Genomic DNA, 20782 nt, shown 5'->3' with positions numbered 1-20782 from the left:
GAACGCCGTGTCCAACGAAAACTAGCTTCGTGCAATTTGAAAGAGGTTGAATAGAGTGCCTTTTTACAGGCACTGCGTCGCTCGGACGGTCCGGGCGCTCACGTTAATTTGAGGATGTTATGGCTGATTCTACTTCTCCGCGCCGTTTTACGCGCATCGATCGTCTTCCCCCGTATGTATTTAATATCACTGCTGAATTAAAAATGGCTGCGCGTCGTCGTGGCGAAGATATTATCGATTTCAGCATGGGTAACCCTGACGGCCCGACGCCTCCTCATATCGTGGAAAAACTCTGTACGGTTGCACAGCGCGAAGATACCCATGGTTATTCGACATCCCGAGGCATTCCGCGCTTACGCCGTGCGATCTCTCGCTGGTATGCCGATCGCTATGAGGTTGATATCGATCCTGAAAGCGAAGCGATTGTCACCATCGGTTCCAAAGAGGGGCTGGCGCACCTGATGCTGGCAACATTGGATCATGGTGATACGGTGCTGGTGCCGAATCCGAGCTATCCGATTCACATTTATGGTGCGGTGATTGCTGGAGCCCAGGTGCGTTCTGTACCGCTCGTGGAGGGCGTCGATTTCTTTAATGAGTTGGAACGTGCGATCCGCGAGAGTATTCCGAAGCCGAAAATGATGATTCTTGGCTTCCCGTCGAACCCGACGGCGCAGTGCGTCGAACTGGATTTCTTTGAGCGCGTGGTGGCGTTGGCGAAACAGTACAATGTGTTGGTGATCCATGATTTGGCCTATGCCGATATTGTGTACGACGGCTGGAAGGCGCCGTCGATCATGCAGGTTCCCGGCGCAAAGGACATTGCAGTAGAGTTCTTCACGCTGTCAAAAAGCTATAACATGGCAGGCTGGCGTATTGGCTTTATGGTCGGAAACTCTGAGCTGGTCAACGCACTAGCACGAATCAAGAGCTATCACGATTACGGTACGTTTACGCCGTTGCAGGTTGCCGCAATCGCCGCGTTGGAAGGCGATCAGCAATGTGTACGTGATATTGCTGAGCAGTATCGACAGCGCCGTAACGTTTTAGTGCGCGGTCTGCATGAAGCAGGTTGGATGGTAGATGAACCGAAAGCGTCGATGTACGTGTGGGCGAAAATTCCTGATGCCTATGCGCATTTGGGGTCGCTGGAGTTCGCCAAGCGCCTGCTATCGGAGGCAAAGGTGTGCGTCTCACCGGGAATTGGTTTTGGCGATTATGGCGATACCCATGTCCGGTTTGCTTTAATCGAAAATCAGGATCGTATTCGGCAGGCGGTACGCGGTATTAAGACGATGTTTCGCGCCGATGGTATTTTACCGTCGACTAAATCTTTATCAGGAAAGGGCACTGCTGCCTGATATTTTCGGCTCCCAGTCGTCTGACTGGGAGCGACATAAACATGCCGTGACAGCGGCTTATCATTTGCTAGAATGCCTACCGTTAATCTCAATCAGGATGAGTTTGTCATGTCGTTATCTCTGTCTAAATTTTCTGCGTTAACGCTGCTGTGCGTCACGCTGGCCGGGTGTCAACAAACAGGAACGTCTGCCCACAAAGGAACCGTGGCAGACCCGTCTTCTGCGGTAACGGTCTCTCCTAACGATCAGTTGAATCAGCTGTCGTCATTGGTCGCCGCCACCCGATACCTTAAATCGAAATGTAATCGTAGCGATCTTCCCGATGATGCGACAGTTGCCAATGTGGCATTCGCTGTGGCGAAACAAAGAGGCTGGAATGTTACGAACTATCAAGCTTTACCGCAGCGCAGTGAAAGCCTGTATCAAGGGTTATTAAAAGACAGCACGCCAAAAGAGGCGCAGTGTTCGGAATTTAACCGTACGTTGACGCCGTTTATTGATGCCATGCGCAATCACGGCTAAGACGCGTCGCTTCCACTTTCATTGTCGGCGGAACGTTCATTTTCGTTGAATTTTCCGCCCGGCCAGTCTTCCAGCGCTTCCAGAATAAATGCCTCGCCCTCTACGCTGAAAATCGTCATATCTTGCTGGATCTGTTCTATGGTTAGTCCTTCTACTGGCGAATCACCTTCACGAAATTGCAGGCCGTTGAGTGTGATACTGCGTTTGGCTTCGTCGGACGTATAAACATGTGCGCTGTAGATCAGCGGCGGAACGTCGCCATTGCTGATGGCAGGTAATGGCAGCATGGTCTTTTTCTCAGGAAGTGCTGGTTTATCGATATCGACATGCGCCTCTTCTTGATGAGGTGTAACCGTGGGAGTTGCTGGCGTTTTTCCCTCGCTCGTAGGCAAAGCCGCGGCGTGAACGGCCAGAGTGGTTGTCGGGGAAGCCGTAGGGCTACCCCAGCGCTGGTGGCTGAACCAGCCTAGCGCGATAAAAAGCAAAGCATAAACCACCATCAGGTAACCGGGCATCGGGTATCTGGCAAGTAATGCAGGTTGTGAGTGTGTTGGTGCGTCCGGTGCGTTGTCCACGCGCTAATCCTTAATTATCTATCCTTAGACCGTGTAGCATCACATCATAAACGAAAGTTGTGCAAACGGATGATGTCATCTGCCTTATTTTGCAAAAAATAGAAAGAACTAAAAACCGAGTTTCTCGGTTATGTGACAACCCCTTCATTTTGATTAAAAACTATAGTAATGATAATAATCACGGATGGAACCTTGATGCAGGTCGCAAAAAAAAAGTGCGGATTTGATTTAATGAAATAATGTTTTACCATTGTAGGCATTGTGTTTCTTTTTGGTGGTTAATAGTCAATAAACTCGAAGAAACCCTAATCATTTAATTAACCATTCCGAGGGCTAAATTAGCTGCGTTATTATGTGGTTCTTACTATAAGTATTGCGCTATTTCCTTATCAATAAGGAAGGTGTCAATTTGCCACTAAATCTCTCCCGTAGTTATCGTCATTAACACAAACACATTATTTTTATTGAAATAGCTATCTGTAATCTCTCTGCCCAATATCAATCATTCTGCGGTAATGAATTTTCCGCAGGGTGAGGCATATCGGGAAAAATAATAGTAAAAATACAGGAAATGCGATGAATTACTTTTTACCCCGTACTCGTCTTACCCTCTGCGCGACAGTTGTCTTGAGCGGCCTGATTGCCGGATGCGGCGATAGCGACCGAGCACCAAATGTCGGTGTCGATCGTTCCGCTGCGCCGCAGAATCTTAAGGTGCCGACGCTGGCCTATGATGATAACAGCGTGGTACTGGCTTGGGAAAAACCGACTAAACCTGCCGCAGGCATTAAAGATTATCGTGTCTATATGAACGGAACCTTGTTGGGCGGAACCATTGATAACCTGAACACCCACTCGCCAGCCAAGCCTTATATCGATAATTTCTACAATTCGATCGATACCACTAACTGGCATGTTCGAGTCAGCTTCCATAATTTCAAGGTGGCTAACCTGTCGCCGGAAACGGAATACCGTTTCACTGTGCGTGCGCTTTATGACGACGGCAAAGAATCCGTGGATAGTGAAACGGTCGTGCAGAAAACGACGGCTACGCCAGCTTCACTGAATGTGACCAACTACGGCGCGAAAGGGGATGGGGTAGCAAACGATACATTGGCGATTCAGAAAGCAATTGATGACTGTACGCCAGCCGCCTATCCGAAAGGGTGTAAAGTCGTAGTTGAGGGGGGGACGTTTAAAACGGGGGCGCTGTTCCTGCATAGCGATATGACGTTTGAGGTTGCGAAAGGCGCAACGTTGTTGGGATCGGCAAACGGTGACGATTACCCACTCGCCCGTGGCTACTATCTCTACCCTTACAGTTCACCTAAATTGCCTAAGCGCCCACCTTCACTGATTAACGTACTGGAAGCGGACGATCAGGGTAGCAGCCATGCTGGCACCTTTAAAAATATTCGCATCGTCGGGCAAGGCACGATTGATGGCAATGGTTGGGCGCGTGGTATTAAATCTGGCGACGAAAACATTACTGAAATTGATGAATTAAATAACAATTTACCGCTCTATCGTGCGAGCAAAGCCACCAATGTTGCCAGTGATGGTATTCTGGCAAAAGACCAAACGGCCAAAGCTATTGCTGAAGGAATGCTACTGGATGACGCGTACAAAAACCGCCGCTCCAGCTTGATGACACTGCGCGGCGTAAGCAACATGTATCTGGAAGGGTTGACCATTCTGAACCCTGCCTACCACGGTGTAATGGTGCTGGAATCTGAAAATGTGGCGATGAATGCGTTAGTTCATACGACGTATGATGCCAACAACGCGGATGGTATTGAATTCGGCAATAGCCAAAACGTCATGGTATTCAATAACTTTTTTGATACAGGTGATGACAGTGTAAACTTCGCAGCAGGGTATGGTGCCGAAGTGACGACGCTGGGGCAAAAAGCGCAAAGCGGTGCCTGGATCTTCAATAACTACTTCCGTCGCGGGCATGGTGCGGTGGTTACGGGTAGCCACACGGGTGCCTGGATTGAAAAAATTGTTGCTGAAGATAACGTAATGAATAAGACGGATGTTGGCTTGCGTATGAAGAGTCGTCCCTATTATGGTGGCGGCTCGCGTAACGTGGTATTCCGTAATAACGCGATGCGTGATATTGTCAACGAGCCGTTCGTGTTCACTATCAAATATAAAGCGGACGTGAACGATACCCAGCCAGCTGCCGAACCCGCGCAGTTCCGCGATGTGACCGTTTCTAACGTTACGATTGATGGTTCAGCAAAGAAAAACAGCATCAAGGTTGACGGAATGACTGTGGCTGAGATGGCTGATGCGTATAAGTTCTCTTTTGGGCGTGATGCTTATCACCAAGGCTTGCATTTTGAGAATGTAAAATTCAAAAATGTAAAAGTTACGGATATCACGTTCCTGAAGAACAGTGAATTTAAGAACGTCATTTTTGAGAATGTACCGGGAGCCTGGAATTTCGGCCATATTGAAAATATCAGGCTTGAAGACCGTGTAAATAATGATGCCGCGCTGACGACCAGCGGTGATGAAACCATCACCCGGGAAGCCGCAACGGAATAAGGCATTTTCCCCACGCTGTTGGGCGTGGGGAGTATTATGGATGATTACCTATGGCACGATTGCAAGCTTTCAAAGAGCTGTCCTTTAATTCGCTGGTTGTCGCTCTCCGGTCACTGCCCGCGCCTTTGATTCGACGTATTGTGTTGGGGCTGATTTTACTGCTGATTTGTCAGCAGTTGGCTGTACTGACCTGGCGTTTTCTCCTACCTGAAGACTCGCGCATTGCTGGCGCGTCAGTCACGCCTGCCCAAGCGAAAGAAAAATCCGCTATGCCGGGTGATTTTACCTTGTTTGGCCATGCTCCCGATGCGGATGCCTCCACAGTTAACAACGCCGTATTATCTGGTGATATTCCTCTGTCAGCGTTAAATATCAGTCTGACTGGGGTGTTGGCGAGTGAAGACACTAAACGTTCGATTGCCATTATCGCTAAAGATAGTCAGCAATATAGCCGTAACGTCGGCGATGCGGTGCCGGGCTATGAAGCTAAAATTGTGACTATCTCTGCCGATCGTGTCGTGCTCCAGTATCAGGGGCGCTATGAGGCGCTGCATTTATATCAGGAAGAAAAAGCGCCTGATGCACCGCCGTCTTCTGGCGCCTTTAGCCAGGTGAAAGACGAAATACAAAAAGCCCCCTTTACGGCGCAGGATTACCTCACCATTTCTCCCGTCACGGAAGAAGACGTACTGAAAGGATATCAGTTAAACCCCGGCAAAAATCCCGATCTTTTCTACCGCGCAGGCTTGCAGGATAACGATCTCGCCGTGTCATTAAACGGCATGGATTTACGTGATACGGATCAGGCACAGCAGGCAATGGCGCAATTGGCAGGGATGAGCAAATTTAATTTGACCGTCGAGCGTGATGGTCAACAGCAGGATATATATCTGGCACTGGATGGAGACCACTAATTTGTTTAGCAAGGGACAGGGATTTTTTAAGCGTCAGGTTTTTTCGAAGCATAAAAACCAATGGCTTGGTCATATACGCCGCAAGAGCATGTTATTGCTCGGTGGGAGTGTTTTGCTAGTGGCGTCATCGTTAGCGTGGAGCGCTGAATTTTCCGCCAGCTTTAAGGGTACGGATATTCAAGAGTTTATCAATACTGTCAGTAAGAATCTGAATAAGACGGTGATTATCGATCCGTCGGTCAGCGGAACGATTACCGTACGCAGCTACGACATGATGAACGAAGAGCAGTATTACCAGTTCTTCCTTAGCGTGCTGGATGTTTATGGATTTACTGTTATCCCGATGGATAACAATGTATTGAAAATTATTCGCTCAAAAGACGCGAAATCGACGTCGATGCCGCTGGCCAGTGATGATCAACCTGGTGTCGGCGATGAAGTTGTTACGCGTGTGGTGCCAGTCAACAATGTGGCAGCCCGTGATTTGGCGCCGCTGCTGCGTCAGTTGAACGACAACGCGGGCGCTGGGAGCGTGGTGCATTACGAGCCGTCTAACGTGTTGCTGATGACTGGGCGTGCGGGGGTAATCAAGCGGTTGATGACGATCGTCGAACGGGTTGATCAGACGGGCGATCGGAATGTCACCAGTATTCCACTGTCTTACGCGTCCTCAACGGAAGTCGTGAAGATGGTGAATGAATTGAACAAGATGGACGAGAAGTCCGCCTTGCCGGGTATGCTGACTGCGAATGTGGTAGCCGATGAACGAACCAATTCAGTGCTGGTACGTGGTGAACCGAATTCACGCCAGCGTGTTATCGATATGGTCAAGCAGCTCGATCGCCAGCAGGCGGTGCAGGGCAACACCAAAGTCATTTATCTCAAATACGCCAAGGCTACTGATCTGGTTGAAGTGCTCACGGGCGTAGGCGACAGTATCCAAACCGACCAACAAAATGCGCTGCCTGCGCTGCGTAAAGATATTTCGATTAAGGCGCATGAGCAAACCAACTCGCTGATTGTGAACGCAGCGCCTGACATTATGCGCGATCTGGAGCAGGTGATTGCGCAGTTGGATATCCGTCGTCCACAGGTGTTGGTCGAAGCGATCATCGCGGAAGTACAAGATGCCGATGGGATGAACCTCGGTGTGCAGTGGGCGAATAAGAATGCCGGGGTAACGCAGTTCACGAATACCGGGTTGCCGATCACGACAATGATGGCGGGATCGGATCAGTATCGGCGTGATGGAACGCTTGGTACGGCAGCGACGAGTGCACTTGGCGGTTTCAACGGCATTGCCGCCGGCTTCTATCAGGGTAACTGGGGCATGCTGCTGACGGCACTGTCCAAAAACAGCAAGAACGATATTCTGGCAACACCCAGCATTGTGACGCTGGACAATATGGAAGCAACGTTTAACGTTGGTCAAGAAGTACCTGTATTGGCGGGGTCGCAGACGACATCCGGCGACAACGTTTTCCAAACGGTGGAACGTAAAACGGTCGGTATCAAACTGAAAGTGAAGCCCCAAATTAACGAAGGCGACTCCGTTCTGCTGGAAATCGAACAGGAAGTCTCCAGCGTGGCAGATGCGGCTTCTAGCAGCAGCACCGACCTAGGGGCAACATTCAATACGCGTACTGTTAATAATGCGGTGTTGGTTAGCAGCGGCGAAACCGTGGTGGTGGGCGGTTTGCTGGATAAAAGTACCAATGAGTCTGCAAGTAAAGTGCCCCTGTTGGGAGATATTCCCGTTCTGGGATACTTGTTCCGTTCTAACAGCCAGGAAACGAAAAAGCGTAACCTGATGCTGTTTATCCGTCCTTCTATTATTCGCGATCGCAGCCAATATCAGAGCGCTTCTGCCAGTAAATATCACTCATTTAATGCTGAGGAAGATAAACAGCGGGACGTGAGTCGTGGTGAAGGGGGGCTTTTGAGTAACGATTTACTGCGCTTGCCGGAAGGCGGAAATGCCTATACGTTCCGTCAGGTTCAGTCTTCTATTGTTGCGTTCTATCCGGCGGGCGGGAAATGAGTGACGTTGCCTCCCAGATGATAGAATTACGCCCCATATTGCCTTTCGCCTATGCACGGTCGCAGCAAATTCTGCTGTTGCAAGGGGATAGTGATGCGAACCTCCAGACAATTTGTGTTGCGCAGACACCAGCGGCTGCGTTGTTGGAGGCGCGTCGGGTTGCTGGGTGTTCGCTCAGAATTGAGCGGGTCACGGACGAAGAATTTGAGCGGCAATTGGTCATTAGCTATCAGCGCGATTCGGAAGAAGCACGTCGCTTGATGGAGGACATCGGCAACGAGATGGACTTCTATACGCTGGTGGAAGAACTGCCAGACAGCGATGATTTGCTCGATGCCGACGACGACGCACCGATTATCCGCCTCATTAACGCCATGCTGACCGAAGCGATCAAGAATAAGGCATCGGATATTCATATCGAAACCTATGAACGTTATTTGCTGATCCGTTTCCGCGTTGACGGCGTACTGCGTGAGATCTTGCGTCCACAGCGTAAGCTGGCTTCGCTGCTGGTGTCGCGTATCAAAGTCATGGCAAAGCTGGATATTGCGGAAAAGCGTATCCCGCAGGATGGGCGCATGGCGCTGAGGGTGGGAGGACGGGCGGTTGACGTGCGTGTCTCCACGCTGCCGTCGAATTACGGTGAGCGTGTTGTGCTACGTTTGCTGGATAAAAACAGCGTTAAGCTCGATCTTGAATTGCTAGGCATGTCGGAACGCAATCGACAACTGCTGGACAGTCTGATCCACCGCCCACACGGCATTATTCTGGTCACCGGCCCGACTGGGTCGGGGAAAAGTACCACGCTTTATGCTGCGCTTAGTCGCCTAAATGCTTCGGAACGTAACATCATGACGGTGGAAGATCCCATCGAATATGAGCTGGAAGGCATCGGGCAAACGCAGGTCAATACCAAAGTGGATATGACGTTTGCCCGCGGGCTGCGTGCCATTTTGCGTCAGGATCCGGACGTTGTGCTGGTGGGGGAAATCCGTGATGGTGAAACGGCGCAGATTGCTGTGCAGGCCTCGCTGACGGGTCACCTCGTGTTATCCACACTGCATACCAATAGTGCGCTGGGCGCGTTGTCTCGTTTGCAGGATATGGGCGTCGAACCTTTCCTGCTGTCAACCTCTCTGCTGGGTGTACTCGCACAGCGTCTGGTCAGGACGCTATGTTCTGACTGTAGCCAGCCACAACCTGTCGATCCAATCCAGGCGAAACAGATGGGGATCGCGCCTGATACGCTGCTGCATAATCCCGTTGGCTGTCCGCAGTGTAGCTTTACCGGCTACCGGGGACGTATCGGCATTCATGAGCTGGTGCTGATTAATGACGATGTCCGCGCCGCGATCCACCGCAGTGACGGTGAAATGGCGATTGCGCAGATTCTGGGGAGGAATCGAACCACTATCCGTCAGGACGGGTTGGATAAGGTACTGGCGGGGCTCACGACCTGGGAAGAAGTGATCCGCGTAACCAAAGAGGAATGAGATGGCACAGTACCACTATCAGGCGCTGGATGCGCAGGGGAAAAAATGCCGTGGCACTCAGGAGGCCGACTCTGCCAGACAGGCACGTCAGTTATTGCGGGAGCGCGGGCTGGTGCCGCTGTCGGTTGATGAAAACCGAGGCGAACAGCAGAAATCCAGCGCTACGGGTTTCTCCCTACGTCGCAAGATCCGTATTAGTACCTCAGATTTAGCATTGTTGACGCGCCAGTTGGCTACGCTAGTGGCGGCATCGCTGCCGCTGGAAGAAGCGCTGGATGCCGTGGCGAAGCAAAGTGAAAAGCCGCATCTGAGCCAGTTGATGGCGGCGGTGCGCAGCAAGGTGATGGAAGGTCACTCGCTGGCTGATGCCATGAAATGTTTTCCCGCTAGCTTTGAGCGCTTGTACTGCGCAATGGTCGCTGCGGGTGAAACGTCCGGTCATCTGGATGACGTGCTGAACCGGCTGGCGGACTACACCGAGCAGCGTCAACAGATGCGTAGCCGCATCCAGCAGGCGATGATTTATCCCTGCGTGCTAACCGTAGTCGCGATTACCGTGGTTAGTATTTTGCTGTCCGTTGTGGTGCCGAAAGTCGTCGAACAATTTATTCATATGAAGCAGGCGCTGCCGCTTTCAACCCGTGCGTTGATGGGGATGAGTGATGCCGTGCGCGCGTTTGGGCCGTGGTTCATGCTGGCGGTGTTGGCAGGGTTTATGGCGTTGCGCGTGATGTTGCGACAGGAGAAACGGCGCGTTAGTTTTCATCGACGCCTGCTGTATTTACCGCTGCTTGGTCGTATCGCTCGCGGCCTGAATACGGCACGCTACGCGCGGACGCTCAGTATTCTCAACGCCAGTGCCGTGCCGCTGCTACAGGCGATGCGTATTAGCGGCGATGTGATGAGCAATGATTACGCCCGCCATCGACTCTCTCTGGCGACGGATGCGGTACGAGAGGGCGTTAGCCTGCACAAAGCGCTGGAACAGACGGCACTCTTTCCCCCGATGATGCGCCATATGATTGCCAGTGGTGAACGCAGCGGCGAGCTGGACAGCATGCTGGAACGGGCGGCAGATAATCAGGATCGTGAATTCAGTTCACAAATGACGTTGGCACTGGGGTTATTTGAACCTCTGCTGGTCGTCAGCATGGCGGCAGTAGTGCTGTTTATCGTATTGGCGATTTTACAACCGATCCTGCAACTGAATACGTTAATGAGTTCGTAAGAGAACCAACAATTGAACAAGGAAAAGTAAGGATGCAACAGTATCAACGTAGTTATGGGCAGCATAGTTATGGGCAGCATAGTTATAGTCAGCGTGGTTTTACCCTGTTGGAAATCATGGTGGTGATCGTCATTCTCGGCGTGCTGGCAAGTTTGGTGGTGCCCAATCTGATGGGGAATAAAGAAAAGGCGGATCGACAAAAAGCGGTCAGCGATATTGTCTCTCTCGAAAGCGCGCTCGATATGTACAAGCTGGATAACAATCGCTACCCGTCCACAGAACAGGGGCTGAAAGCGTTGGTGACGAAGCCGACAGTGCAGCCGGAACCGCGCAACTATCCAGCCGATGGCTATATTCGCCGCCTGCCGCAGGATCCGTGGGGTACGGACTATCAACTGCTGAACCCCGGCCAGCACGGCAAACTGGATATCTTCTCTCTGGGGCCAGATGGCATGCCGGGAACGGAAGATGACATCGGCAACTGGAATCTTGATAAAAAATAAAGACATCGGTCTTTGTTGCAGATGGGTTGTGGGGAGTTGCTATCGATGACGGCGGGAAAAGGACGGCAGAAGCGCAATGAAGCGGTCAACGAGGAAGCAGCAGGGGTTCACCCTGCTGGAAATGATGCTGGTCGTGTTACTGGCTGGCATCGCTGCGGGTATGGTGGTCATGGCGTTTCCTTCCGAGCGCCAGAATGACAGTGCCTGGCAGTTGGCTCGTTTTCAGGCACAGTTAGAATTTGCTGCTGAAAGCAGTCAGGTTAACGAATACATGTTGGGAGTGCGGATCTACCCCGATCGCTGGCAGTTTTATCAACTCCAGCGACCCGCTGCATCAGAAGGGGCGCCGATCTCGAGCGGCGATCGCTGGCAGGGTTACAAGTGGCAGCCGTGGCAACCGTATCGAGTGAGCGCATCGGCGACGCTACCCGATGCGTTACGGCTTGAGCTATTGCAGGCCGATGGGAAAAAAGTGGAGAAAACGCAGAGTGGTGACGATCCCGATATCCTGATTTTGCCCGGAGGTGAAATCACGCCTTTCCGTCTGCTCGTTAAGTCTGACAACAAGGCGCTCTCGAATTGGCTCCAGGTGGATAGTAACGGACGGTTTGTGACGTCGATGAGTCAGGGTAAGAAGCGATGAGGCGACAGAAAGGGATGACGCTGGTGGAAGTGCTGGTCGCGCTGAGTGTTTTTGCGCTGGCAGGCATTGCCGTTTTACAAACGACAGCCAGACAGGCAAGCAGCCTGAGTCGGCTGGAAGAGAAAACATTTGCAGGCTGGGTGGCGGAAAACCAGCAGGTTCAACTGCGGTTGGAACAGCGTTGGCCGGAAGCGTCGTGGGTGAGGGGTGAAACACAGTTCGCAGGACAGCGCTGGCATTGGCGCTGGCAAGGCGTAGAGACTGGCGACCCTCAGACCAAAGCGCTGGATGTGGAAGTGCGGCGTAATAAAGATGCCTTTGCTTCCGATGCCGCGCTACGGACCTATGTGGTGAAACAATAATGTTTGGTAAAACAAGGATATGTAATCAAATCAAAAGGATGCGAGAAACTGCGCGGCACGGGCGTCAACAGGGTTTTACCCTGTTGGAAATGATACTGTCGATCGCTATTTTTGCAGCATTGAGCGTCAGCGCATTTCAGGTATTGAACGGTGTGATGCGTAATGATGACATCTCGCAGCGCAAGGCAGAGCGTCTGGCTGAAATACAGCGTGCTTTTTCACAAATGGACAGCGATTTCTCCCAGATGATCGCGCGTGGCAGCCGGGGAAGTACCTCGATATTTTACGCCGGTCGCGATCAGCTAAAAAGTGATGACTGGGGCGTTAGCTTTATGCGCAATGGCTGGCAGAACCCGTTTGGCATTCTGCCGCGCTCTGAGCTTCAGCCTGTAGCCTATCGACTGCGGGATCACACGTTGGAACGGCTAACGCACTCGGTTCCCGATCCTATTGAAGGGCTCGATCCCGGCGTAAAACCACTTCTCACTCAGGTTGATGGTTTCCGCCTACGCTTTTTTAGCAATAAAACCTGGCGCGATCGCTGGGATAACAGTACGCAATTGCCACAAGGAATTGAAATCGTGCTGACCTTAAGGGATTACGGAGAAATGTCACGTATGTTCTTGATTACCACTGGGCCAGTTAAATGAAGTCGCGTCAGCGCGGTGTAGCGCTGCTGGTGGTGCTCTTGATTCTGGCATTAATGGTAACAATCGCTGCGGTGATCACGGAACGCACGGGTAAAGCGTTTTTGCGTACTGAAAGTCATTTAAGCCGCCAGCAGGCGAAATGGTTTGCGTTAGGGGCAGAAACGCTAAGCGGGCAGATATTGCTACGCGATACCCGAAATATGCCGGGTCGCACGTTTGTCGGGCAAAATTGGTCGCAGCCAAGCCAGCGTTTTCCCGTGGACGGTGGGGACGTCATTGGCCAGATTAGTGACGCGCGTACCTGCTTTAATCTGAATGCGATCAATCAAGGTGTAGATAACGAAAGCACGCTAGTGAAGACACCTTATCCGGCACAAGTTTTCCGTTTTCTGCTGAAAAATCTAGGCGAGGATGCGGATCGTGCAGAGAAAATTACTGCCGCAGTGCGTGACTGGATTGATGCGGATAACTATCCATCGGCTAACGGGGCAGAAGACGAAGTCTATGCCGCGTTGCCAGTGCCTTATCGCACAGCCAATCAGAGAATGAGTGAAATCAGCGAATTACGAGCAGTTTACGGTATGGACAGCGATCTCTATCGCCGATTATTACCTTATGTCTGTGCGCTGCCAGTGGATGCGATGTCTATTAATATCAATACATTAACTGAGCTTGATGCTCCACTGTTATCCGCTATCTTCTTGAATGAAATGACGATGTCACAGGCAAAAACGTTGGTGCAGCAGCGTCCACGTATGGGATGGGCAAGCCTTGAGGTTCTGCAACAAACCGGGCTATTGCCTCCAAATAGTAAAAATACCGCGCAGCGGGTTCTGGCAGTAAAAAGTGAGTGGTTCTTTGTAAAGCTTCAGGTGCGTGTCGGCGACAGTGATTTTCACCAACGCAGCTTGCTTCATTTGAGTGGACAAAAGGTAGAAGTCGTGCAGCGGCAATATGGAGGATATAGGACGGTGAATCCATGAAATTAGCGGGAAAATGGAAGCAAAAAACCGCGAGAGCCCCAGTAAATCGAGGTTCGGTGGTTCGACAGCCGTGCCTCATTGTACGCCTTCCGGTAGAGGAACAGGGAGAAATCGAATGGCAAGTTCGTTCATCCAATGGGGAAAGCTTACTGAGTCAGGGATGCGGCAGCGTAGAACAGGTTCGTCCAGCGTTGGCGGCCTATCCGTCCGTGACATTTACCCGCGTTCTGGTTCCGGCAACTGACGTGACGTTTTATGCCGTGACGTTACCCCGGCAGGCGCGGCGTCAACTGACGCAAGTCGTGCCATTTATGCTGGAAGACCAACTGGCGACGGACATTGAAAAGCTGCATTTTGCCGTGTTGGACATTCATGGTGATGATGGCACGGTCGCCGTGGTGGAAAAAAACCGGATGCAGCAGTGGCTGACACAGTGTAATGCGTTGGGTCTTCGCGTTGATGCCCTACTGCCTGATGCCCGCGTATTGCCAAAACATCAGGATGGTTGGAGCGCGTTGCAACATGATGGTATGTGGCTGTTTCGCCAACCTACGGGTCATGCCATGGCGGCAGAATCGTCCTGGTGTGGTGACCTGCTGAAGGCATCTATGCCGCTGCCTGCGATATATAGTTATAGCGCGGCATCGGTCGGCGGTGAACTGTCGCAGTACGAATGGCAGGAGGAAGGCGAGTGGAAGGCGCAGCCAGCAACGGATCTCTTTACCTTGGCGGCAACGGTATCTCTACCCGCGTCGGTTGATTTGCGGCAGGGCGATTACGCGGCGGAGAAAGCGTGGCAAAACACCCTGTTGCCGTGGCGTAGCGTTGGCATCGCTTTTGCCTGTTACCTCCTGTTGGTCGTGGCTGACGCTGGCTGGGCGCACTATCAGCTTTATCAGCAGGCCGAGCATTGGCGGCAGGAGAGCGTGCGCGTCTATCGGCAAATTTTCCCTTCCGAGACGAATGTCGTTAACCCGCGAGCACAGATGCAGCAGCATCTGCAACGTACAACTGCCGGGAGCGCAGGGAAGGGGCTACTGGAGCAATTGAACCCTTTGCAGCAACTCATGACGCAGAATAGCGCGATCAAAATTCAGTCGCTGTCTTACGACGGTGCTGCGGGTGAATTGCGGTTGGCATTGCAGGGCTCGTCTTATCAAGAGCTGGAGCAGTTTCAACAGCAGGCTGCTGCTTATTATCAGGTACAGGCGGGGGAGATGCGGCAGGAAAACGATCGGGTCGAAGGCCGGTTAACATTAAGGAGCCAGCAGTGAATGAATTACGACAACGCTGGCAGGCGATGAGCCAGCGCGAGCGCCAACTGATGGTTGTGTGTGCGGCGATGCTTCTACTCTGTCTGGTGTATTACGCTATTGTTCAGCCGTGGCAATTGCGGGAAGAACTGTGGGAACGCACCATTTCCCGTGAGCAGCAGACCGTCAGTTGGATGCAAAAGCAGGCCTCATCGATCCCGCAGGAAAATTTGGCGCAGGGGGAAAATAGTCAGAAGGAAACCAGTCTGCCTATTTTGATTTCACAAAGTACCCAGCGTTACGGACTGTCCGTTGTCCGTTTGCAGCCACAGGGCAATCAGGCGTCGGTGACGCTAGCGCAGAGCGACTTCAATAATCTGCTACGCTGGCTGAGTGAACTGGAACGGCAAAACGGTGTGAAAGTGCTGTCGCTGGATGTGAATGCCGTAGAGCAAAGCCCTGGCATGGTAGATGTCACCCGATTGATGCTGGAACGGGCGGATGACGCTTAAGTCCGGCATCGGTGCAGGTGTCGCTCTGGTTCTGGCCTGTGGGCTGTTTCCGGCGCGCGATGCACCTGCCCGCATACTGCGCGTAGACGCTTGCGAGAACGGTCAATTTATCTATACCACTTCTTTACCAATACTCAGGGATTAGCGTGGACGATTTAAGGGAATTCGCACAGGTGTTTCCTGCATGGTGGTTCGGCACGCTGGGCGTGTTGGGGCTGATTATTGGCAGTTTTCTGAATGTCGTGATTTACCGCCTGCCAATTATGTTGGAACGGCGTTGGCAGCAGGACACCGATATTCAGAGGGAAGTGACGGACTCCGGTCGCGATAGTACGCGTTATAACCTGTGGTGGCCGCCTTCGGCTTGTTCACATTGTCAGCAGGCGATTGCAGTGAAAGATAACATCCCGCTGTTCAGTTGGCTGTGGCTACGCGGGCGCTCCCGTTGCTGTCATCAAGCGGTATCTGTGCAATATCCGCTAGTGGAAGTGATCACCATGCTGGCCTTTCTGACGGCGGGTTTGCTATGGACGCCCGGTATGGCGCTGTGGGGAACGTTGATTCTGCTGTCTTTCCTGTTGGTGCTGACCGTTATTGATATAAAAACGCTGCTGCTGCCGGATGTACTCACACTGTCACTCCTGTGGGTGGGATTATTGTTTAATCTGTCGGAAACGTTTGTGCCATTGCGCGATGCAGTGGTAGGCGCAATGGCCGGGTATTTGTCGCTGTGGCTACTTTATTGGGGATTTAAATATGCCACCGGCAAAGAGGCGCTGGGATACGGTGACTTCAAGTTACTGGCTGCGCTGGGTGCCTGGCTGGGCTGGCAGGCATTGCCGAATCTGGTTTTGGTAGCGGCGCTGAGCGGGCTGGTTGTGACGCTCGTCTGGCGTGGGCTGCGCAAAGAAGGGACGGATAAACCGTTGGCATTTGGTCCCTGGCTGGCACTTGGCGGCGTGTTCAGCGTGATAATGAACGGGTTCAATCTGTAGATAATGGCAAAGGCATGGCCGAATTATTAGTCGACGGCGAATAAAAGGCATAAAAATAGGCTGAGGGTATTAATACCATCAGCCTTTTTTATCTCTGTGTGCCCTTCAGCGCATACATTTTTGCCGGGCAAATGACAGGTTATTCTACCATCAGCATAAAGGTACTCACCCAAACGACTAAGCAGAATGAGATACCCATAAAAAAATACTTCACCGATTTATTCTCCAGCAGAAACCACGCCAGCAACGATCCCGATTGTGCGTTTTATTATGGAAGGAAATAATTACGCAGCCGACGATGTCACCGCAGGAGAACATCGCCGAAGGGTAATTCTTCCCGTTGTCATCACCAGAATCACACTAGTTATGACGGGATCGGCGCTAAATCTACGCCGAGTGAGGGGGGGAATTCAAGAGGTCCAGAAACTATATTTTCAAAATAGCATTAAAAAGCGTTACATCGTTTCAGAGGCAGGGAGATTCGGGGGAATTCCGGTAAAAATCGTACCTTATTCCCCCGATTCTTGACGGTGCTATCTTAGGCGTAACGCTTCAGTAATCGCCGAGTCATTGTATTGTCACCCGCTCATCATCAGGCTGGTTATTTAGGTGGCTGGCTTAACCTCTCCACCCCATTGCTGGCGCGATATGCTTCAGAATCGCTTCGATAACATGTGCATTGTAATCAACACCGAGTTGATTCGGCACCGTCAGCAATAATGTATCTGCTTCGGCAATCGCCTCATCCTGTTTTAACTGTTGGATGAGTGCTTCTGGTTCGGCCGCATAACTGCGACCGAAAATCGCGCGCGTTTTCTCATCGAGAAAACCGACTTTATCGCTATCGTTACTGCTCCCGCCGAAATAGGCGCGATCGCGCTGATCCATCAGTGCAAAAATACTGCGGCTGACGGAGACGCGCGGTGTGTGTGTATGTCCTGCCTCAGCCCAGGCAGCTCGGTATGCGCGAATTTGCTGTGCTTGTTGAATATGAAAAGGTTCGCCAGTTTCATCATCCTTCAGCGTGGAACTTTGCAGGTTCATTCCCAGTTTCGCCGCCCACACCGCCGTCGCATTCGATCCAGCACCCCACCAGATTCGTTCACGTAACCCTTCAGAATAAGGTTCCAGACGTAGCAGACCCGGTGGGTTCGGGAACATGGGCTGCGGATTCGGCTTTGCAAACCCTTCTCCACGCAGCACATCCAGCAATACCTCAGTATGATGTCGCGCCATATCCGCTTCGGACTGACCTTCTGTGGGCTGATAGCCAAAATAGCGCCAGCCATCAATGACCTGTTCAGGAGAACCTCGACTGATACCGAGCTGCAATCGTCCTTCTGAAATCAAATCGGCGGCGCTGGCATTTTCAGCCATATACAGTGGGTTTTCGTAGCGCATGTCGATGACGCCAGTACCAATCTCAATATTTTTGGTTTTTGCCCCAATCGCGGCTAGCAGCGGGAAAGGTGAACCTAGTTGGCGGGCAAAATGATGAACCCTGAAATAAGCGCCATCAGCACCCAACTCCTCGGCTGCGACAGCAAGATCGATGGATTGCAGTAATGAATCTGCCGCTGAACGTGTGCCGGACTGCTGCGACGGCGTCCAGTGGCCAAATGATAAAAATCCAATCTTCTTCATAGGGTATTTATCCTTATGCTCAGCGAGATATTTAGTAGCAGCACGCGCGTAGCAAGGCGTAACGCGACAGTGTAATTACTCTACGCGATTAATAATGAGAATAAATGTCATTTTTTTAACGTAATAATTCAGTTTATCTGAGCGATCGCATACAGAGTAAGGGGGGGACAACTGGAACTCGCTGATGACGGTGGCGGTGCTATTAGCACTTGCGGGAGGGATTGTTGCTGCGCTTACGTTGGCAGGTGAACGTGCTGTCGATGGGCGGGCAAGACGCGCGCGCTGGGTGTGGCTGTACAGCCCTTGCGCTAGCATGCCTGTTATCAGGTTATCGACAGAAGAACTGGTGTATGGCTACCAACAAGGGTGGGGCATTTTTCCACCGTTGAACCTGTGCTGTTGGGAAGGGGAGGTTACGGCAATTTTGGGGGCGAATGGCAGAGGGAAACCACGCTGCTGAATACCTTACTGGGCCACTTATCGCCGCTTTCTGGGACGATTCGGCGTGAGAGGCGCATTGGTTTTGTTCCACAGATATTTACCCCAGCGTTTTCTTATAACGTTTGGATAGGGTACTGATGGGGCGTGCCGCGCGTGTTCGGCTGTTTACCATGCCTTCTGCGCATGATATCCGCGTGGCTCAGAATGCGCTGCGTCTGCTGGGAATTGCCTCCCTTGCGGAATGTGAATTTAGCGTATTGTCCGGTGGACAGCGGCAGCTTGTGTTAATCGCAAGGGCATTGTCATCCGAGTGTCAGACACTGATGCTGGATGAACCGATGGCGGCGCTTGATGTGCAAAATCAGGCGCTGCTGCTGTGGCTATTAGATTATGCGTTTCACTCTTTGATCGCATCGAACGCCTGCATTTACCCGATCCCTATCGGATTGATGCCGAGCACATGTTGGCCAGCATGAAACCTGCCCGACGTGAAGCACGACGGCTGGCGAACTACCTTTTATCACCTGAAGGACAGGGTTTTTTGGTGAATAAAGGATTCGTCTCTTTGTTTTAGTCGGGGGACGGGAGGTAAATCGGTCAACGATGGCGAACTCTGCTATGATTGCGACATATCTGCGCCGTTCTCTGGCTCGGCGTCACCTTCCGTTATTTTGTCCTTGGTAGAGTAATCACTGTGAGTACAACCTCTTTTTCTTCCCTCGCGCTGCCGGCAGAGCAGTTATCCAATCTTAACGAACTGGGCTATACCGACATGACGCCAGTTCAGGCGGCGACGTTGCCAGCCGTTCTGAGCGGCGCGGACGTACGGGCCAAGGCGAAAACCGGTAGCGGTAAAACGGCGGCATTTGGTATTGGCCTGCTGGATCGTATCGTCGTGAGCGACTTTACCACGCAGGCACTGGTGCTGTGCCCGACGCGTGAACTGGCGGATCAGGTCAGCAAAGAGCTGCGTCGTCTGGCGCGTTTTGCGCAAAACATTAAGATTCTTACGCTATGCGGTGGTCAGCCGATGGGTCAGCAGCTCGACTCGCTGGTTCACGCACCACATATCGTCGTCGGGACACCAGGGCGTATTCAGGATCATTTACGCAAGCAGTCACTGTCTCTGGATAGCCTGAAAGTGCTGGTGCTGGATGAAGCGGATCGCATGCTGGACATGGGCTTTACTGACGCGATTGATGATGTGATTTCCTATATGCCGTCCGATCGTCAAACCCTACTCTTTTCCGCCACGTACCCGGAAGAGATCGAGCAGATCAGCGCACGTGTTCAGCGTCAGCCGCAACGTTTCGAGATTGCAGATGATGTGAAAGAGTCGGCCATTGAACAACGTTTCTATGAGACGACGAAAGAACAACGCCTGCCGCTGTTGATTGCTATTCTGAGCCATTACCAGCCAGCATCCTGCGTGGTGTTCTGCAACACGAAGCGTGATTGTCAGAGCGTATTTGATGCGCTGGACATGCGCGGGATTAGTGTATCGGCGCTGCATGGCGATCTGGAACAGCGCGATCGCGATCAGGTGCTGGTACGTTTTGCTAATCGCAGTTGCCGTGTGTTGGTTGCAACCGATGTTGCGGCTCGCGGCCTCGATATCAAAGAGCTGGCGCTGGTGGTGAATTTTGAGCTGGCTTTCGATCCTGAAGTCCACGTTCATCGTATTGGCAGAACCGGCCGCGCGGGTACGCAGGGGCTGGCTGTCAGCCTATGCACGCCACAGGAAATGAATCGTGCTAATCTGATTGAAGACTATCTTGGTATGCGCATTAAATGGACGCCGGTGGATGAGATTAGCCGCAGTGGTGACGTTGCGCTCGAACCTGAGATGATGACGTTGTGCATTGATGGCGGCAGAAAAGCTAAAATCCGCCCCGGCGATATTCTCGGCGCGTTAACGGGTGATGCGGGATTAACTGCGGCAGAAGTCGGGAAAATTGATATGTTTCCTTTGCATGCTTATGTGGCTATTCGTAAAGCCAGCGCTAAACGTGCCTTGCAACAGCTCCAGAAAGGCAAAATCAAAGGGAAAAGCTGTAAGGCCAGATTGTTAAAGTAACCGGTGTTTGATAGATCAGACTAGGTAGG

At 51.9% G+C, this 20782-nt stretch carries 21 protein-coding genes and 2 pseudogenes; 20 read left to right on the top strand and 3 right to left on the bottom strand.

Features of this window, described 5'->3' with window-relative positions; translation table 11 throughout:
• The first annotated feature begins 119 nt into the window (after positions 1 to 119).
• Positions 120 to 1361, top strand: a complete 1242-nt coding sequence (gene alaC, locus AACH44_RS13815; protein ID WP_261849724.1) for an alanine transaminase — start codon at positions 120 to 122, stop codon at positions 1359 to 1361.
• Between the two features lie 108 nt (positions 1362 to 1469).
• On the top strand, positions 1470 to 1883 hold the full coding sequence (gene gspS, locus AACH44_RS13810) for a type II secretion system pilot lipoprotein GspS (RefSeq protein ID WP_261849723.1): 414 nt from the start codon (positions 1470 to 1472) through the stop codon (positions 1881 to 1883).
• On the opposite strand, the gene gspB is transcribed toward gspS, so the two are convergent.
• The gene (gene gspB / locus AACH44_RS13805; RefSeq protein WP_261849722.1) at positions 1880 to 2458 is read right to left on the bottom strand and encodes a type II secretion system assembly factor GspB; all 579 of its coding nucleotides are present in this window, start codon (positions 2456 to 2458) and stop codon (positions 1880 to 1882) included. The genes gspS and gspB overlap by 4 nt on opposite strands.
• A gap of 576 nt (positions 2459 to 3034) precedes the next feature.
• Between gspB and AACH44_RS13800 the strand changes: the two genes are divergently transcribed.
• The 14 genes from AACH44_RS13800 to AACH44_RS13735 all read left to right on the top strand — a co-directional run bounded on the left by AACH44_RS13800 (position 3035) and on the right by AACH44_RS13735 (position 16591).
• The gene (locus AACH44_RS13800; RefSeq protein ID WP_261849721.1) at positions 3035 to 5014 is read left to right on the top strand and encodes a glycoside hydrolase family 28 protein; all 1980 of its coding nucleotides are present in this window, start codon (positions 3035 to 3037) and stop codon (positions 5012 to 5014) included.
• 50 nt (positions 5015 to 5064) lie between these two features.
• A complete protein-coding gene (gspC, locus tag AACH44_RS13795; RefSeq protein ID WP_261849720.1) occupies positions 5065 to 5928 on the top strand; it encodes a type II secretion system protein GspC in 864 nt (287 codons plus the stop codon).
• An 88-nt stretch (positions 5929 to 6016) separates the two neighbouring features.
• On the top strand, positions 6017 to 7969 hold the full coding sequence (gspD, locus tag AACH44_RS13790) for a type II secretion system secretin GspD (protein WP_261849719.1): 1953 nt from the start codon (positions 6017 to 6019) through the stop codon (positions 7967 to 7969).
• Positions 7966 to 9462 (top strand): type II secretion system ATPase GspE, encoded by a 1497-nt coding sequence (gene gspE / locus AACH44_RS13785; protein WP_261849718.1) that lies wholly within the window; start codon positions 7966 to 7968, stop codon positions 9460 to 9462. Before gspD ends, gspE begins: the two co-directional genes overlap by 4 nt.
• A gap of 1 nt (position 9463) precedes the next feature.
• Positions 9464 to 10690: a type II secretion system inner membrane protein GspF gene (gene gspF / locus AACH44_RS13780; RefSeq protein WP_338659288.1), complete on the top strand. Its 1227-nt coding sequence runs from the start codon at positions 9464 to 9466 to the stop codon at positions 10688 to 10690.
• 32 nt (positions 10691 to 10722) lie between these two features.
• Positions 10723 to 11193, top strand: a complete 471-nt coding sequence (gene gspG / locus AACH44_RS13775) for a type II secretion system major pseudopilin GspG (protein WP_338659287.1) — start codon at positions 10723 to 10725, stop codon at positions 11191 to 11193.
• A gap of 76 nt (positions 11194 to 11269) precedes the next feature.
• Positions 11270 to 11836, top strand: coding sequence for a type II secretion system minor pseudopilin GspH (gene gspH / locus AACH44_RS13770; RefSeq protein WP_261849716.1), 567 nt, complete (start codon positions 11270 to 11272; stop codon positions 11834 to 11836).
• Positions 11833 to 12198, top strand: coding sequence for a type II secretion system minor pseudopilin GspI (gspI, locus tag AACH44_RS13765; RefSeq protein WP_261849715.1), 366 nt, complete (start codon positions 11833 to 11835; stop codon positions 12196 to 12198). The genes gspH and gspI overlap by 4 nt, the downstream gene beginning before the upstream one ends.
• A gap of 89 nt (positions 12199 to 12287) precedes the next feature.
• Complete coding sequence (gspJ, locus tag AACH44_RS13760) at positions 12288 to 12848, top strand: type II secretion system minor pseudopilin GspJ (RefSeq protein ID WP_338659614.1); 561 nt, start codon at positions 12288 to 12290, stop codon at positions 12846 to 12848.
• On the top strand, positions 12845 to 13831 hold the full coding sequence (gene gspK, locus AACH44_RS13755) for a type II secretion system minor pseudopilin GspK (RefSeq protein WP_261849713.1): 987 nt from the start codon (positions 12845 to 12847) through the stop codon (positions 13829 to 13831). Before gspJ ends, gspK begins: the two co-directional genes overlap by 4 nt.
• Positions 13828 to 15105, top strand: coding sequence for a type II secretion system protein GspL (gene gspL / locus AACH44_RS13750; protein WP_261849712.1), 1278 nt, complete (start codon positions 13828 to 13830; stop codon positions 15103 to 15105). The genes gspK and gspL overlap by 4 nt, the downstream gene beginning before the upstream one ends.
• The gene (locus AACH44_RS13745) at positions 15102 to 15596 is read left to right on the top strand and encodes a type II secretion system protein M (RefSeq protein ID WP_261849711.1); all 495 of its coding nucleotides are present in this window, start codon (positions 15102 to 15104) and stop codon (positions 15594 to 15596) included. Before gspL ends, AACH44_RS13745 begins: the two co-directional genes overlap by 4 nt.
• Positions 15586 to 15741, top strand: a complete 156-nt coding sequence (locus AACH44_RS13740) for a hypothetical protein (protein ID WP_261849710.1) — start codon at positions 15586 to 15588, stop codon at positions 15739 to 15741. Before AACH44_RS13745 ends, AACH44_RS13740 begins: the two co-directional genes overlap by 11 nt.
• 1 nt (position 15742) lies before the next feature.
• On the top strand, positions 15743 to 16591 hold the full coding sequence (locus AACH44_RS13735; RefSeq protein ID WP_261849709.1) for a prepilin peptidase: 849 nt from the start codon (positions 15743 to 15745) through the stop codon (positions 16589 to 16591).
• Positions 16592 to 16730: 139 nt separating this feature from the next.
• Here the strand turns inward: AACH44_RS13735 and ypdK are convergent, their stop codons facing one another.
• Together ypdK and AACH44_RS13725 are read right to left on the bottom strand one after the other, a co-directional pair.
• A complete protein-coding gene (ypdK, locus tag AACH44_RS13730; protein ID WP_099606229.1) occupies positions 16731 to 16805 on the bottom strand; it encodes a membrane protein YpdK in 75 nt (24 codons plus the stop codon).
• 404 nt (positions 16806 to 17209) lie between these two features.
• Positions 17210 to 18235, bottom strand: a complete 1026-nt coding sequence (locus tag AACH44_RS13725) for an LLM class flavin-dependent oxidoreductase (protein ID WP_261849708.1) — start codon at positions 18233 to 18235, stop codon at positions 17210 to 17212.
• Between the two features lie 169 nt (positions 18236 to 18404).
• On the opposite strand from AACH44_RS13725, the pseudogene AACH44_RS13720 reads away from it, so the two are divergent.
• The 4 genes and pseudogenes from AACH44_RS13720 to dbpA form a co-directional block, all read left to right on the top strand.
• Positions 18405 to 18544, top strand: a pseudogene (locus tag AACH44_RS13720) (iron ABC transporter permease); the annotation flags it as partial.
• Between the two features lie 4 nt (positions 18545 to 18548).
• Positions 18549 to 19068, top strand: a pseudogene (locus AACH44_RS13715) (ATP-binding cassette domain-containing protein); the annotation flags it as partial.
• Positions 19053 to 19250: a substrate-binding domain-containing protein gene (locus AACH44_RS21255; RefSeq protein WP_425606578.1), complete on the top strand. Its 198-nt coding sequence runs from the start codon at positions 19053 to 19055 to the stop codon at positions 19248 to 19250. The pseudogene AACH44_RS13715 and the gene AACH44_RS21255, both read left to right, overlap by 16 nt.
• Positions 19251 to 19370: 120 nt before the next feature.
• Complete coding sequence (gene dbpA / locus AACH44_RS13705) at positions 19371 to 20753, top strand: ATP-dependent RNA helicase DbpA (RefSeq protein ID WP_261849706.1); 1383 nt, start codon at positions 19371 to 19373, stop codon at positions 20751 to 20753.
• Positions 20754 to 20782 lie beyond the last annotated feature (29 nt).

The organism is Pectobacterium araliae, assembly GCF_037076465.1.
GTDB lineage: Bacteria > Pseudomonadota > Gammaproteobacteria > Enterobacterales > Enterobacteriaceae > Pectobacterium > Pectobacterium araliae.
The sequence above is the reverse complement of the archived record's forward strand: the minus strand, read 5'-3'. Positions and strand labels throughout refer to the sequence as shown.

What these genes read in the sequence shown, in the direction of transcription:
- alaC (WP_261849724.1), top strand. Translation starts at nt 120, where the DNA reads ATGGCTGATTCTACTTCTCCGCGCCGTTTTACGCGCATCGATCGTCTT.
- gspS (WP_261849723.1), top strand. Translation starts at nt 1,470, where the DNA reads ATGTCGTTATCTCTGTCTAAATTTTCTGCGTTAACGCTGCTGTGCGTC.
- AACH44_RS13800 (WP_261849721.1), top strand. Translation starts at nt 3,035, where the DNA reads ATGAATTACTTTTTACCCCGTACTCGTCTTACCCTCTGCGCGACAGTT.
- gspC (WP_261849720.1), top strand. Translation starts at nt 5,065, where the DNA reads ATGGCACGATTGCAAGCTTTCAAAGAGCTGTCCTTTAATTCGCTGGTT.
- gspD (WP_261849719.1), top strand. Translation starts at nt 6,017, where the DNA reads ATGTTATTGCTCGGTGGGAGTGTTTTGCTAGTGGCGTCATCGTTAGCG.
- gspE (WP_261849718.1), top strand. Translation starts at nt 7,966, where the DNA reads ATGAGTGACGTTGCCTCCCAGATGATAGAATTACGCCCCATATTGCCT.
- gspF (WP_338659288.1), top strand. Translation starts at nt 9,464, where the DNA reads ATGGCACAGTACCACTATCAGGCGCTGGATGCGCAGGGGAAAAAATGC.
- gspG (WP_338659287.1), top strand. Translation starts at nt 10,723, where the DNA reads ATGCAACAGTATCAACGTAGTTATGGGCAGCATAGTTATGGGCAGCAT.
- gspH (WP_261849716.1), top strand. Translation starts at nt 11,270, where the DNA reads ATGAAGCGGTCAACGAGGAAGCAGCAGGGGTTCACCCTGCTGGAAATG.
- gspI (WP_261849715.1), top strand. Translation starts at nt 11,833, where the DNA reads ATGAGGCGACAGAAAGGGATGACGCTGGTGGAAGTGCTGGTCGCGCTG.
- gspJ (WP_338659614.1), top strand. Translation starts at nt 12,288, where the DNA reads ATGATACTGTCGATCGCTATTTTTGCAGCATTGAGCGTCAGCGCATTT.
- gspK (WP_261849713.1), top strand. Translation starts at nt 12,845, where the DNA reads ATGAAGTCGCGTCAGCGCGGTGTAGCGCTGCTGGTGGTGCTCTTGATT.
- gspL (WP_261849712.1), top strand. Translation starts at nt 13,828, where the DNA reads ATGAAATTAGCGGGAAAATGGAAGCAAAAAACCGCGAGAGCCCCAGTA.
- AACH44_RS13740 (WP_261849710.1), top strand. Translation starts at nt 15,586, where the DNA reads ATGACGCTTAAGTCCGGCATCGGTGCAGGTGTCGCTCTGGTTCTGGCC.
- AACH44_RS13725 (WP_261849708.1), bottom strand. Translation starts at nt 18,235, where the DNA reads ATGAAGAAGATTGGATTTTTATCATTTGGCCACTGGACGCCGTCGCAG.